The 14,794-nt window shown below is 66.6% G+C and carries 9 protein-coding genes; 7 read left to right on the top strand and 2 right to left on the bottom strand.

Translation table 11 applies throughout. The features are described 5' to 3' along the window. Positions 1–16 precede the first annotated feature (16 nt). The 4 genes from manD to FHW97_RS13295 all read left to right on the top strand — a co-directional run bounded on the left by manD (position 17) and on the right by FHW97_RS13295 (position 6,139). Positions 17–1,225, top strand: coding sequence for a mannonate dehydratase (manD, locus tag FHW97_RS13310; RefSeq protein ID WP_168353182.1), 1,209 nt, complete (start codon positions 17–19; stop codon positions 1,223–1,225). A 91-nt stretch (positions 1,226–1,316) separates the two neighbouring features. After that, positions 1,317–3,956 (top strand): glycoside hydrolase family 2 TIM barrel-domain containing protein, encoded by a 2,640-nt coding sequence (locus tag FHW97_RS13305; protein ID WP_168353181.1) that lies wholly within the window; start codon positions 1,317–1,319, stop codon positions 3,954–3,956. 3 nt (positions 3,957–3,959) lie between these two features. Further along, entirely contained in the window at positions 3,960–4,892 is a 933-nt protein-coding gene (locus tag FHW97_RS13300) for a sugar kinase (protein WP_168353180.1), read from the top strand. Between the two features lie 17 nt (positions 4,893–4,909). Beyond that, positions 4,910–6,139, top strand: coding sequence for an MFS transporter (locus FHW97_RS13295; RefSeq protein ID WP_168353179.1), 1,230 nt, complete (start codon positions 4,910–4,912; stop codon positions 6,137–6,139). A gap of 64 nt (positions 6,140–6,203) precedes the next feature. Here FHW97_RS13295 and FHW97_RS13290 read toward each other — a convergent pair whose 3' ends face one another. Together FHW97_RS13290 and glpD are read right to left on the bottom strand one after the other, a co-directional pair. After that, a complete protein-coding gene (locus FHW97_RS13290) occupies positions 6,204–6,971 on the bottom strand; it encodes a DeoR/GlpR family DNA-binding transcription regulator (RefSeq protein ID WP_022678048.1) in 768 nt (255 codons plus the stop codon). Positions 6,972–7,024: 53 nt separating this feature from the next. Then, positions 7,025–8,551, bottom strand: a complete 1,527-nt coding sequence (gene glpD, locus FHW97_RS13285) for a glycerol-3-phosphate dehydrogenase (RefSeq protein WP_168353178.1) — start codon at positions 8,549–8,551, stop codon at positions 7,025–7,027. 376 nt (positions 8,552–8,927) lie between these two features. Between glpD and FHW97_RS13280 the strand changes: the two genes are divergently transcribed. The 3 genes from FHW97_RS13280 to FHW97_RS13270 all read left to right on the top strand — a co-directional run bounded on the left by FHW97_RS13280 (position 8,928) and on the right by FHW97_RS13270 (position 14,794). Continuing rightward, the gene (locus tag FHW97_RS13280) at positions 8,928–9,716 is read left to right on the top strand and encodes an MIP/aquaporin family protein (protein WP_054132038.1); all 789 of its coding nucleotides are present in this window, start codon (positions 8,928–8,930) and stop codon (positions 9,714–9,716) included. 44 nt (positions 9,717–9,760) lie between these two features. Beyond that, positions 9,761–11,269 (top strand): glycerol kinase GlpK, encoded by a 1,509-nt coding sequence (gene glpK / locus FHW97_RS13275; protein WP_107718674.1) that lies wholly within the window; start codon positions 9,761–9,763, stop codon positions 11,267–11,269. Between the two features lie 111 nt (positions 11,270–11,380). Further along, complete coding sequence (locus FHW97_RS13270; protein ID WP_210427006.1) at positions 11,381–14,794, top strand: S41 family peptidase; 3,414 nt, start codon at positions 11,381–11,383, stop codon at positions 14,792–14,794.

The following is a 14,794-nucleotide window of genomic DNA, read 5'->3' as shown; positions in this document are numbered from 1 at the left end:
GTGAGGCCCAACGAACATGAAGATCACCGGTGCGCGCGTCATCGTCACCTGCCCGGGGCGCAACTTCGTGACGCTCAAGATCGAAACCGATCAGGGCGTCTATGGCATCGGTGATGGCACGCTCAACGGGCGCGAGCTTTCGGTGGTGGCCTATCTGGAAGAGCACGTCATTCCCTGCCTGATCGGCATGGACCCGCGCCGCATCGAGGATATCTGGCAGTATCTTTACCGTGGCGCCTATTGGCGGCGCGGCCCGGTGACGATGCGCGCGATTGCGGCGGTCGACATGGCGCTGTGGGATATCAAGGGCAAGATGGCCGGCATGCCGGTGTACCAGTTGCTCGGCGGGCGCAGCCGCGACGGGATCATGGTCTATGGTCATGCCAATGGCAGCGACATTGCCGAAACGGTCGAGGCGGTCGGCCACTATATCGACCTGGGCTACAAGGCGATCCGCGCCCAGACCGGGGTTCCCGGCATCAAGGATGCCTATGGCGTGGGCCGGGGCAAGCTCTATTACGAGCCGGCCGATGCTGCGCTGCCCTCGGTGACCGGGTGGGATACGCGCAAGGCGCTGAACTATGTGCCCAAGCTGTTCGAGGAACTGCGCAAGACCTACGGCTTTGACCACCACCTGCTGCACGATGGCCACCACCGCTACACCCCGCAGGAGGCGGCCAACCTTGGCAAGATGCTCGAGCCATACCAGCTGTTCTGGCTGGAGGATTGCACGCCTGCGGAAAACCAGGAGGCGTTCAAGCTGGTGCGCCAGCATACGGTGACGCCGCTTGCCGTGGGTGAAATCTTCAACACGATCTGGGACGCGAAGGACCTGATCCAGAACCAGTTGATCGATTACATCCGCGCGACCGTGGTCGGCGCCGGCGGCCTGACCCACCTGCGCCGCATTGCCGATCTTGCCAGCCTCTACCAGGTGCGCACGGGCTGCCATGGCGCCACCGACCTGTCGCCGGTGACGATGGGCTGCGCGCTGCACTTCGATACCTGGGTGCCCAACTTCGGCATCCAGGAATACATGCGCCACACGCCCGAGACCGACGCGGTCTTCCCGCATGACTACCACTTCGAGCGCGGCGAATTGTTCTGCGGCGAAACCCCGGGGCACGGCGTCGATATCGATGAAAAGCTGGCGGCCAAGTATCCCTACAAGCCCGCCTATCTTCCGGTCGCCCGCCTCGAAGACGGCACGATGTGGAACTGGTGACGGCCTGAAGCACCGCCGATAACAACGAACGAGAGGGTCTACCGTGAAGGCAAACTGGCTTGCAGGACTGGCAATTGGCGCGTTGCTTGCGGTGACGGCGCAGGCCAGGGACAGGGGTGCTGCGGCCGCGGCGACGCAGGCTGGCGCTGAGGCGCGCAGCGCCGTTGTCCTTGCCGATGGTTGGCGCTTTATCCAGGGTGACCCGGCCGGCGCGGCGCAACCGGCATTCGACGATGCCGCGTGGCAGCCCGTGCGGGTGCCGCATACCTGGAACCGGATCGGCTATTACGAGCCCCGGGTCGGAGTGGGGCCCAACACGGCGGGCACGGTCGCCAAGTATCAGGGCGTGGGCTGGTATCGCCTTCGTTTTCCCTCACCAGCACGGGCCAGCGGCGAGAAGGTGTGGCTGGAGTTCGATGCCGCAAGCCGCATTGCCGAAGTCTGGGTGAACGGCGTCAGGCTCGGTTCGCACGCCGGTGGGTTCAGCCGTTTTCGCTTTGATGCCACGTCGGCCCTGCGCCCGGGCGCCAGCAATATCGTGGCCGTGCGCGTGGACAACAGCGCTCCGGTCGCCGGCAGTGCCACGGCCGACGTTTTGCCCTTGAGCGGCGATTTCTTCGTGCGCGGCGGGCTCTATCGGCCGGTGCGCCTGATCGTCACCAATCCGCTGCATATCGACCTGCTCGACCACGGCGGGCCGGGTGTTTATGCGACGACGACCAGCATTTCCGCCGGCGCGGCGCAGGTCCGTGTCCGTACCCGCCTGGCCAACGACACCGGGCGCCTGGCCAACGGCGCCGTGGTGGCGCGCCTGGTCGATGCCCAGGGGCGCGTTGCGGCCCAGGCCCGCGCGGTCTTTCGCGTGCCGATGGCCCAGGTATCGGAACAGCAGCAGGACCTGGCGGTGGCCAGGCCGCATCTGTGGCAGGGCACCGCCGATCCCTACCTCTATCGCCTGATCGTCGACGTCGTCGATGGACGCGGCCGCGTGGTCGACACGGTCGCGCAACCTTTCGGGATCCGCCAGGTCAGCATCGATCCGCAACGCGGTTTCCTGCTCAACGGCAAGGTGCTGGCTCTGCACGGCGTGGGGTTGCACCAGGATACCGAAACGTCTGACTGGGCGATGAGCGAGGCGGATATCGCCAGGACGTTCGCCACCATCCGCGACATGGGGGCCAACACCATACGGCTTACCCATTACCAGCACGGCGAGACGATCCACACGCTGGCCGACCGCTATGGCCTGGTGCTGTGGGACGAGATTCCGCTGGTCACGCAATGGACCCAGGGTGAGGCGATCAACCCCACCACGGCACTGGTGGGCAATGCGCAGCAGCAGCTCGCGGAATTGATCCGCCAGAACTTCAATCATCCCGCGGTGGCGTTCTGGGGCGTGGCCAACGAGGTTGATTTCGGGCCCAATCGCCCGGATTTCCTGGGCAAGCCACCTGCGGCGATTGCCGATCCCAAGGCGCTGGTCCGTCTGCTCGACCAGCAGGCACGCCAGGACGACCCTTCGCGACCGACGGTCATGGCGGCGTGCTGCCAGGGTGATCCGGCTGCCCCCGATATCGTCGGTTTGACGCAAGCCACGGCGGTTAACCGGTATTACGGCTGGTATTATGGCAAGCCCGCAGGGATCGGCCCCTATCTTGATGGCCTTCGTGCCAAGTATCCCCATCAGCCGCTCGCCCTTTCCGAATATGGCGCCGGCGGCGCGCTGACCTACCAGACCGATGACCCCGCCGGTGGCCCGGCCGACATAGCCGGGCCGCGCCAACCGGAAGGGTATCAGGCCTGGGTCCACGAGCAGACCTGGCCCTTGCTGCGGGATCGGCCATGGCTGTTCGGGACGTGGCTGTGGAATGCGTTCGATTTCGGCTCGACCGTCCGGCGCGAGGGGGACTCGGTCGACGTCAACACCAAGGGCCTGGTCACCTATGATGGCACGATCCGCAAGGACGCGTTCTATTATTACCGGGCCAACTGGTCTGCCGCGCCCACCGTGCATATCACCGGGCGTCGCTATACCCAGCGCGCCTACCCGGTCACCGACGTGCGGGTCTATAGCAATGCACCGCGCACCGAACTGGCGCTCAACGGGCGCAGCCTGGGGGGGAAGACCGATTGCCCGAACCGGGTCTGTGTCTGGTCAGGCGTGGCGCTCGCCGCGGGCACCAATGTTCTGACAGCCACGGGGCAATTCGCGACGGGCGCGGTGGCGGATCGGATCGAATGGCAACTGGCCAGCGCCCAGGCCGGTGCATTCCGGATCGATGCGGGCGCCCTGGTCGCGGCGCATGCGCCCGATGCCGTGTTCGGATCGGATGCGTTCTTCAGCGGCGGAACGGCGCGGTCGGTGGATGTCTTCGCCCGTGGCCGCGCGCCCGTCCGCCCCGAGATTGCCGGCACGCGCAACCGCGATCTGGCTGCAACGTTCCGCGCCGGAGCGTTCAGCTATCGCATTCCCACCGGCCCCGGCGCGTTCACCGTGTCGCTGACCTTTGTCGAGCCTGCGGAACAACCGGGCAGCCGCATCTTTGACGTCGCGGCCAATGGCCAGGCCGTGCTCAAGGGTTTTGACATTGCCGGCGCCGCAGGTGGGCCGCTGGTCGAAGTGACGCGCTCGTTTCCGGTCACGGCGACAGACGGCGTGGTGACGATCGATTTCGTGCCGGTGAAGGGCGAGGCGGTCGTCTCTGCCATCACTGTCCTGCCGCGGCGCTGAACCATGGTGGAACCTGCCTTCGATGTGGTCTGCGTGGGTGAAGCCATGGTCGAACTTGCCGACGCAGGGGCCGGGCGTGGCTTTGGCCAGGGCGGCGACGCGCTCAATACCGCGTTGCATCTGGCACGCAGCGGATGGCGCACCGGCTTCCTGACGGCGCTGGGCAATGATCCCTTCAGCCAGGATCTGCGCACGGGATGGGTGGCCGAAGGGCTCGATGTCTCGCTGGTGCTGGCCCATCCCACCCGCGCCGTGGGCCTCTACGCCATCCGCACCGATGGCGATGGCGAGCGTTCGTTCCACTACTGGCGCGATGCCAGCGCTGCGCGCGACATGTTTGCCCTGCCGGGCATGGCAGCGGCCGTTGCCCTGGCCGAAGCGGCCCGCGTCCTGGTGTTTTCGCTGATTTCGCTTGCCATCCTGCCGGTCGAGGGGCGCCGCGCCTTGCTCGACCTGGCAGCAAGAGTCAGGGCGCGGGGCGGCCTTGTCGCGTTTGACGGCAACTATCGCCCGCGGCTGTGGCCCAGTGCCGGCGAAGCGGCGTCCTGGCGCGATGCCGCGATCGCGCGGGCCGATATCGGCTTTCCCACGCTGCAGGACGAGGACGATATCTCGCCCACCAACCTGGAGGCGTGCGCCAGCCACTGGCAGCGTCTGGGGTGCCAGGAAGTGATCGTCAAGCTGGGCGCGCGGGGGTGCCGGCTGCCCGATGGCACGATCCTGCCGCCGCCCCAGGTGGTGCGGCCAGTGGACACCAGCGGGGCGGGCGACGCCTTCAACGCCGGTTACCTGGCGGCAAGGCTGCAAGGCCTGGCGCCGCGCGACTGCGGCCTGGCCGGCCATCGCCTGGCCGCCGCCGTGGTTCAGCAGGCCGGTGCCATTCCGCAGCTGGACCGGGCGGCCTACGCGCCGCTGGCCCCGGCAACCCGCGCCTGAACCAGGGACATCGACACATGGCAAAAGGTCAGTTGCGCTGGTGGATGATCGGCTTGGTCACGCTGGGCACGATCATGAACTATCTTGCCCGCTCGACGCTGTCGGTGGCGGCGCCGACGCTGAAAGACAGCTTCGGCATGACGACCGAGCAATACAGCTGGGTCGTCCTGGCGTTCCAGGCCAGCTATACCGTGATGCAGACCGTGGCGGGCACGGTGCTTGATGTGCTTGGCACACGGCTGGGGTTCTTCATTTTCGCGCTTGGCTGGGCGCTGGCCAATATGGGGCACGCTTTCGCCACCGGCTGGCCCAGCCTGGCCGTGTTTCGCGCGGCCCTCGGCGCCACCGAAGCGGCGGCCATTCCCGCCGGTGCCAAGGTGGTTTCAGAGTGGTTTCCGGCGCAAAAGCGCCCGCTTGCCACCAGCTGCTTTCAAATGGGCACGAGCGTTGGCAGCATGGTCGCGCCGGCCTTGGTGGCGTTCTGCATCCTGTGGTGGGGTTGGCAGTCTGCCTTCCTGGTTACCGGGGCGCTCAGCCTGGCGTGGGCGCTGTTGTGGTGGTTCACCTATCGATCGCCACGCCCCGAGGAGCGGCCGTTGCATGATCCCGGCGCGGACGTTGCCACCGAGATGGTGTCATCGCGGTTCGATATCCTCAAATCCCGATCGTTCTGGGCGATTGCCCTGCCGCGCTTTCTGGCCGAACCGGCGTGGCAGACGTTCAACTTTTTCATCCCGCTCTACCTCGTCTCGGTATGGAAGCTGGATCTCAAGGCGATTGCGCTGTGGGCCTGGCTGCCCTTCCTGGCTGCCGATTTCGGATCGCTGGGCGCGGGCATCCTGCCGGGCTACCTCATGCGGCGTGGTGCCGGCGTGGTGGCCTCGCGCAAAGTGACCATGGCCGTGGGCGCGCTGTGCATGATCGGCCCGGCCTGCATCGGCCTTGCCGGTTCGCCGGGGCTGGCCATTGCGCTGTTCTGCGTCGGTGGTTTCGCCCACCAGATGCTCAACGGCGCGCTGATCACGCTGTGCGCCGATTTGTTCAATTCCCGCACCGTTGGCACGGTAAGCGGCATGGCGGGATCGATCGCGTGGATCGGTGGCATGCTGTTCACGCTCGCCATTGGCAAAAGCGCCGATGTCTTTGGCTACAACCCGCTGTTCGTCGCGCTGTCGCTCATGGACATGATTGGCGCGGCGCTGCTTTGGGTGCTGCTCAGCACCAAGCCAACGGTTTCAGCGGCATAGAGGCGCGCGGCTTATTTGGGCAACGTTGGTACGATCGCGATCGCGCTGGCGCCGCCCATTCCGCCTAAAGCGCGGTGACGATATCCACGTTGTGCCGCTGCACCAGGCGGGTGCGCTCGTCATCCGCGATCGTGTCGGTCACGAACAGGTCGATATCCGAGAGCGAGCCGATCCGCGCCGGGGCCTGGCGTTCGAACTTGGTTGCGTCGGCCACCAGCATGACCTTGCGCGCCTGGGCGATGATCGTCTGGCTGACGGTCACCTCGTTGATATCGAAATCCAGCAGATCGCCATCGGCATCGAGCGCGCTGGTGCCGATCACCGCATAATCGACCTTGAAGCCCTTGATGAAATCCACCGTCAGGCTGCCGATCACCGCGCGATCGTTGGCGCGCAGGCGGCCGCCGGCCACGATCACTTCGATCCGGCTGTTCTGGGCCAGGATATCGGCAACGTTGAGGTTGTTGGTCACCACCAGCAGGTGTTCGTGATCGAGCAGGTTGCGCGCCACTGCTTCTGTCGTGGTGCCGATGTTGAGGAACAGCGAGGCATTGTTGGGCAACAGCTCCGCCGCCTTGCGCCCGATCGCGTCCTTGGCATGGGCAGCGATCGCCCGGCGGGTGGAATAGCCGATGTTGTCGAGCCGGGATTCAAGCATGGCCCCGCCGCGCACGCGGGTGAGCAGGCGCCGGCTGGCCAGCAGATCGAGATCCTTGCGCACGGTTTGCTGGGTCACGCCCAGAACCTGGGCGAGTTCCTCCACCCCGGCAAAGCGCGCGCCTTGCAGGTATTCGACAAGGCTGCGGTGCCTGATCGCGGCAAGATCGGCCAAAACTGCTCCTCCAGGCCAGCGCGCCGCACCGTGCGGCCCGCTCGGGCGTGATCCTACCCTTGGCGCGCTTGCCACCATTGGGCAAGCCAGGCATCGATCCGGGGCAGGGCGTCGGGCGACAGGCGCAGCAGCAGTTTGCTGCGCCGGGCGACGACATCCTCGGCCGTCATCGCCCATTCGTGCTGTGCCAGATAGGCCAGTTCCGCGGCATGGAGCCCGCCGCCGAAATCCTCGCCCAGGTCAGCCAGGGTCTGCGCCGAGGCAAAGATCTGCCGTGCCCGCGTGCCATAGGCCCGCGCCCAGCGGGTGAGCAGGGGGCGCGGCAGGGCGGGGCGTTCCTGGCAGAAGCGATCGACCAGATCGGCAAAGCCATCGGCCGGAAAATCGCCCCCGGGCAGGGTCGCGCCCGCCGTCCAGGCATCGCGCGCCTGGGGAAAGGCGGGGCCCAGCTTTTCCAGGGCATGCTCGGCCAGCTTGCGATAGGTGGTGATCTTGCCGCCGAACACGCTGAGCAGCGGCGCCTGGCCATCGCGGTGATCGAGATCGAGCACATAGTCACGCGTGACGGCCGAGGCATTGCTGGCCTTGTCGTCATAGAGCGGGCGGATGCCGGAATAGGTCCAGACGATATCGTCCACGCCCACCGGCCGCGTGAAGTGGCGGCGCACCACGTCGAGCAGATAGTCGCGTTCGGCCGGGCTGATCGTGGCGCGGCCCGGCGCCTGGTCCCACACTTCGTCGGTCGTGCCGATCAGCGTGAAATCCTGCTCATAGGGAATGGCGAAGACCACGCGCCGGTCGCTGTTCTGGAGCAGGAAGGCGTGATCACCTTCATAGAGCCTGGGCACGACGATATGGCTGCCCTGGATCAGGCGCATGGCGCGATCCTGCGGCGCGCCGGCGATTCGGCCCAGCACTTCGGCCACCCAGGGCCCCGCCGCGTTGACCAGGCCGCGCGCCTGCACGCGGTGTTCCTGCCCATCGGCATCGCGGATCGTCGCCAGCCAGTGACTGCCCTCGCGATGGGCGGCCAGCAGGCGGGTGCGGGTCAGCACGGTGGCGCCGCGGGCGCTGGCATCCATGGCGTTGAGCACCACCAGCCGGCTGTCTTCCACCCAGCAGTCGGAATAGACAAACGCGCGGCCCTTGACCGCATCGGTCAGACCGTTGCCGAGATGATCGCGCGCCAGATCGGCCGAGCGGGTTGCCGGCAGGCGCTTGCGGCCGCCCAGGTGATCATAGAGCCACAGCCCCAGCCGCACCATCCAGGCCGGGCGCACCGCGCCGCGCTGGGGCAGCACGAACGACAGCGGCCAGATGATGTGCGGCGCCATGGCCCACAGCCGCTCGCGCTCCATCAACGCTTCGCGCACCAAGCGGAATTCGCCATATTCGAGATAGCGCAGCCCGCCATGCACCAGCTTGGTGCTGGCCGAAGAGGTGTGCGCGGCCAGGTCGTCCTGCTCCACCAGCAGCACCGAAAGGCCGCGCCCAGCGGCGTCACGCGCAATGCCGGCGCCGTTGATGCCGCCGCCAACGATCAGCAGGTCATAGGTCGAAAGGGACGGGTCGTGCGTCATGGTTGTGCCTTTGTCGCCTGCGTTGCGCAGGCCTTCGAGCGTCTGCGTTTACTGCACTACGCATTCGGAAGCGAGAGGTTTCGCGTAACTTCGCGCTATTTCACAAGCAAATCGCGCCATTTCGCGCTGCGGTGGCTGCGCCTAAGGATCGAGTGTGGCTAGTTGGTATTTATACAAACAACTGTAAAACATGAAATAATATAGAATTTCACGGTGCGCTCCACCGTGCGCGATAAAGCAGGATTCTCGCGCTGCCCTGCTGCAGGCGCGAAAGCGAACTTTCCCATTGACGCGCCCGCCAAAGCCGGTACCACCCTGGATCGGTAACGACGGGCAAAGCCAACAACCGCCCGATCACCCCGCACAGAGGATAGCCATGAGCCCGCGCAAACGCTTGATCGGAGAATTGTTGTCCGAATTCATCGCGGTGATGATCATCATCACGCTGGGCGATTCGGCGGCGGCGATGATCACGCTCTATGATCCCAGTCCCTATGCCACGGCCTATTGGGGGGTGTGCATCGCCTGGGGTCTGGCGGTCACGCTGGCGATCTATGTTACCGGTGCGGTTTCCGGCACCCATGCCAACCCGGCGGTGACGCTAGCCCTGGTGCTGTTTCGCGGGTTCGAGGCGCGCAAGGCGCCGCTTTATATCGTGGCGCAGATCGCGGGCGGGTTCGTCGGGGCGGCGCTGGTCTATCAACTGTTCCAACCGGTGATCGATCACTACAACACCCTGCACGGGGTGACGCGCATGGACGGTGGCGCCGCTGGCGTGTTCTTCACCCATCCCGGCCAGTTTATCACCCCGATGCATGCCTTCTGGGACGAGGTGATCCTCACCGCGATCCTGCTGCTGGGCATCTTTGCCATCACCGACCAGGCCAATACCCAGGCGCCCATGGCCAATTCCGGCGCGCTGGCGATCGGCCTGCTGGTGGCCTGCATCGGCGCCTGTGGTGGCTTTCTCGAAGCCTGGCCGCTCAACCCGGCGCGTGACTTTGGCCCGCGCCTGTTCTGCTTCTTTGCCGGATGGGGCCCGGCGGCCTTTCCCTCGCCCGACAACTATTGGTGGATTCCGATCGCGGCGCCGATCGTGGGCGGGATCGTGGGCGCTGGCCTCTACCAGGCCGCGATCCGCCCGTTCCTGCCGGCTTCGGCCTGACCCATTCCTTGCGCCGTGATGCGGCGCCACACAGGACAAGACCCATGACTCAACCCCGCCACATCCTTGCGATCGATCAGGGCACCACGTCCACCCGCTGCATCGTGTTCGATGCGCAGGCGCGGGCCTGCGCCACCAGCCAGCGCGAATTTGCCCAGCACTATCCCCAGGCCGGCTGGGTGGAGCACGATCCCGAAGACATCTGGCGCGATACGCTGGAAACCGCGCGCGAGGCGATCGCGCAAAGCGGGCTGGGCGCCGCCGCGATTGCCGGCATCGGCATCACCAACCAGCGCGAAACCGTGGTCATCTGGAACCGCGAAACCGGCCGGCCGATCCACAACGCGATTGTCTGGCAGGATCGCCGCACTGCCGCCGCCTGCCAGGCGCTCAAGGACCAGGGCGTGGAAGACATGGTGCGCAGCCGCACCGGCCTGCTGCTCGATCCCTATTTCTCGGGCACCAAGGTGGCATGGCTGCTCGACAACGTGCCCGGCGCGCGCGCCGATGCCGAGGCAGGCCGCCTGGCGATGGGCACGATCGACTGCTTCCTGCTGTGGCGGCTGACCGGCGGTGCGGTACACGCCACCGACATCACCAACGCCTCGCGCACGCTGCTGTTCGATATCCATCGCCAGCAGTGGGACGAGGAACTGTGCCAGTTGCTGCGCGTGCCGATGGCGATCCTGCCGCAGGTGACCGACAACAGCGGCATCTTTGGCCATACCGCGCCCGATCTGTTCGATGCGCAGATCCCGATTGCCGGCCTGGTGGGTGACCAGCAGGCGGCGCTGTTTGGCCAGGCCTGTTTCGAGCGGGGCATGGCCAAGTCCACCTATGGCACGGGCTGCTTCATGCTGCTCAACACGGGCGAGACGGCGCCGGTGTCGCGCAACCGCCTGCTCACCACGCCGGCCTATCGCCTCAACGGCAAGACCACGTATGCGCTGGAAGGCTCGATCTTTGTGGCGGGCGCTGCGATCAAGTGGCTGCGTGACGGGCTGGGCATCATCACCCACGCGCGTGAAACCAACGACATGGCCACCCAGGTGCCCGATAGCCACGGGGTCTATATGGTGCCGGCCTTCGTCGGCCTGGGCGCGCCGCACTGGGACCCGGACGCGCGCGGGGCGATCTATGGCCTGACGCTGGGCGCCACGCCCGCGCATCTGGCGCGCGCCGCGCTGGAGGCGGTGGCCTATCAATCATGGGATCTGCTCGAGGCGATGGCGCGCGACAGCGGCGCCGCGCCGGCGGCGATGCGGGTGGACGGCGGCATGACGGCCAACGACTGGCTGTGCCAGTTCCTGGCCGACATGCTGCAGGTGCCGGTGGAGCGCCCGGAAAACCTCGAGACGACCGCGCTGGGTGCGGCGTTCCACGCTGGCCTAGCCACCGGCGTGTGGAGCGGGCTCGACGATCTTTCCCGCACCTGGCGCGGCCGCGATGTGCAGCAACCGGCCATGCCGGCAGAGCGCCGCGCGCCGCTGATCGCCGGCTGGCGCGACGCCCTGCGCCGCACCTTGACGCATCCTGCGCCGGACGCGGCATGAGGATGGCCTAATTCGGCATCAACCATGCGTTGCGCCGCGTTTCGACAATTGTGAGGAATGTTTGCCTGCGCTAGCCTGCCCACCGGCCGCTTTCCGGCCCGTGGGGGAACCATGCGAGGCAAGCTTATCCTGCTGGCATCGGCGCTGCTGGCGTCGACCACTCTTGTCGTACCGGCCGCGCAGGCCGCCGCCGATCCGCTGCTGCTGCAACAGCCGACGCTCTCGGCCACGCAGATCGCGTTTGTCTATGGCGGCGAAATCTGGGTGGTGCCGCGCAGCGGTGGCCGGGCGACGCGGCTGGTCACCGGGCAAGGCGCCTTGTCGGGCCCGGTGTTCTCTCCCGATGGCAGCCAGATCGCGTTTACCGGCCGCTATGATGGCAATACCGATGTCTATGTCGTTCCGGCGCAAGGCGGTGAGCCGCGCCGGTTGACCTGGCATCCCGGTGCCGACGTGGCGCTGGGCTGGTCGGCCGATGGCAAGCAGGTGCTGTTCCGCTCCCCGCGCATGGCCGTGCGCGATGCGCACCAGATGTACCTGGTGCCCGCCAGTGGCGGGGCGCCCGCGCCGGTGCCCTTGCCCTCGGGCGAGGAAGGCGCGTTTTCGCCCGATGGCACGCGCATCGCCTATTCCCCGATCGAGCAGTGGCAGCCGGCGTGGAAGCAGTATCGCGGCGGGCAGACCGCGCGCATCTGGGTGGCGCGCCTGGCGGATTCGGCCGTCACGCCGATCCCGCGCCCCAACAGCAACGATCGCAACCCGCTGTGGATCGGGGACAAGGTTTATTTCCTGTCCGACCGCGATGGCCCGGTCACGCTCTACAGCTATGATCCGGCCAGCGGCGCGGTCGCGCGGCTGATCGACAATTCCGCCGGGTTCGACATGGCCGCGATCGGCGCTGGCCCCGGCGGGGTGGTGATCGATCATTTCGGCAAGCTGGAAATCTATGACATCGCCAGCGGCACGGTCAGTCCGGTGCCGGTCACCATCGATGCCGATCTGCCGCAGCGCCGCGCCCATTTCGAAGAGATCAAGGCCGACAGCGTCAGCCATGCGCTGTTGAGCGAAACCGGCAAGCGCGTGATCATGGAAGTGCGCGGCGAGGTGCTCTCTGCCCCGGCCGAAAAGGGCGACGTGCGCAACATTACGCGTTCGCCCGGCGTGGCCGATCGCGATCCCGCGCCATCGCCCGATGGCACCAAGATTGCGTGGTTTTCCGATGAATCCGGCGAATATGCGCTGCACATCGGCGCGGCTGATGGCCTGGGCACGGTGCGCAAGATCGCGCTGGGGACGCCGCCCTCGTTCTTCTACAACCCGCGCTGGTCGCCCGACAGCAAGAAGATCGTGTTCGAGGACAAGCGGCTGAACCTGTGGCTGATCGACCTTGCCGCCGGCGCGGCCGCAGCGCCGGTCAAGATCGATACCAACCTGTTCGATGCGCCCGGCAGCAGCTTTGACGCGGCGTGGTCGGCCGACAGCCAGTGGATCGTCTATACCCGCCAGCTGCCCAGCCATTTCCATGCCGCCTGGGTCCATTCGCTGGCCACCGGCAAGAACACCCAGGTGACCGACGGTTTGAGCGACGTGATCTCGCCCCGCTTCGACCACGGCGGCAAGTATCTCTACTTTGCCGCGACCACGGCGACCGGGCCGGCGGCCGGCTGGCTCGACATGTCGAGCATGGGGCGCGCGATCGATGGCGCGGCCTATGTCATGGTGCTGCGCAAGGACAGCGCATCGCCGATCGCGCCGGAAAGCGACGAGGAAAGCGCCGCCGATACCCTGCCGGGCCGCGACAAGCCGGGCAAGGCCAAGGCCAAGAAGACCGACGCTGGCGCCAGTGACGACAAGCCGGCCGATGCCAAGGACGAGGATGGCGGCAAGGACGGTGGCAGGGACGGGAAGGGCGGCAAGCCAACCCCGCCCGCCCCGGTGCGGATCGATTTCGAGGGGCTCGATCAGCGCATCCTGGCGCTGCCGATCCCGCGCGCCAATATCGTGGAACTGCAGGCCGGCAAGGATGGCGTGGTCTATACTCTGACCATCCCGCCCGCCGCGACCGATGCCGATTACCTGGAAGGCGACGAGGCCGGCCCGCCGCGCACGCTGTTCCGTTTCGACCTCAAGGAGCGCAAGAACAAGGAACTGGCGCAAGGCGTTGTCGCCAATACCTTCTCCCTTTCGGCAGATGGCAGCAAGATGCTGCTGCAGCGCAGCGGCACCTGGCTGGTGGCCGATGCCGACAAGGAAGTGAAGGACGGCGAAAGCGCCAAGCCGATCAAGTTCGACGATGTGCGCGTATGGGTCGATCCCCAGGCGGAATGGAAGCAGATTTATCACGAGGTGTGGCGGATCGAGCGCGACTTCCTCTACGATCCCAATCACCATGGGCTCGATCTGGCGCGGGCCGAGGGGCTCTATGCCCGCTTCCTGCCCGGCCTGGCCGCGCGGCAGGATCTCAACGTGCTGCTGGCGGAAATGACCGGGCACATCTCGGTTGGCCACACCTTCATCAACGGCGGTGACCTGCCCGAACAGCAAACCGCGCGCGGCGGCTTGCTCGGCGCCGATTACGAGGCGGTCGATGGACGCTGGCGCATTGCCCGCGTGCTGCCGGGCGAGAACTGGAATCCCAAGCTGGTCGCCCCGCTCAGCCAGCCCGGTGTTGACGTGCACGCCGGGGAGTTCATCCTGGCGGTCAACGGCCGCCCGGTCGATACCCAGACCGAGATCGATCGCGCGCTGGATGGCACGGCCGGCAAGCAGACCGTGCTGACCGTGGCGAGCACGGCGGCGGGCGCGGGATCGCGCCAGGTCACCGTGGTGCCGATCGCCAATGAAGGCGCGTTGCGCCTGCGCAGCTGGATGGAAGGCAACCGCCGCACGGTTGACCGGCTGTCGGGCGGCAAGCTGGCCTATGTCTATGTGCCCGATACGGCCGCTGGCGGCTTTGCCAACTTCAACCGCTATTACTATGCCCAGGTCGGCAAGCAGGGCGCGGTGATCGACGAGCGGTTCAATCATGGCGGCCAGATCGCCGACTATATAGTCGATCAGCTCAAGCGCACGCCGCAGATGATCAACCACACCCGCGAAGGGGCTGACCAGATCGAGCCGGCCGCGGCGATCTTTGGCCCCAAGGTGATGATCATCAACGAGATGTCAGGCTCGGGCGGCGATGCCTTGCCCTGGCTGTTCCACAAGGAAGGCGTCGGCCCATTGGTGGGCAAGCGCACCTGGGGCGGGCTGGTCGGCATCGGCGGCTATCCCCAGCTGATCGACGGCGGCAGTGTCACCGCGCCGCGCTGGGCGATCTATGGCACCACCGGTCAGTGGGAAGTGGAAGGGATCGGCATTCCGCCCGATGTCGAGGTGGAGCAGGACCCGGCGCTGATCCGGCAGGGCCATGATCCGCAGCTGGAACGCGCCGTGGCCGAGGCGATGGCCCTGCTCAAGGCCAATCCGCCGCAGCAGTTCCCCAAGCCGGCGCCGATCGTCAAGCATCCGGTGCTGCCGCAGTAA

This window comes from Novosphingobium sp. SG754 (assembly GCF_013149315.1).
In the GTDB taxonomy this organism is placed as follows: Bacteria; Pseudomonadota; Alphaproteobacteria; order Sphingomonadales; family Sphingomonadaceae; genus Novosphingobium; species Novosphingobium capsulatum.
Note: the sequence above shows the minus strand (reverse complement) of the source record. Positions and strands in the feature narration are given on the sequence as shown.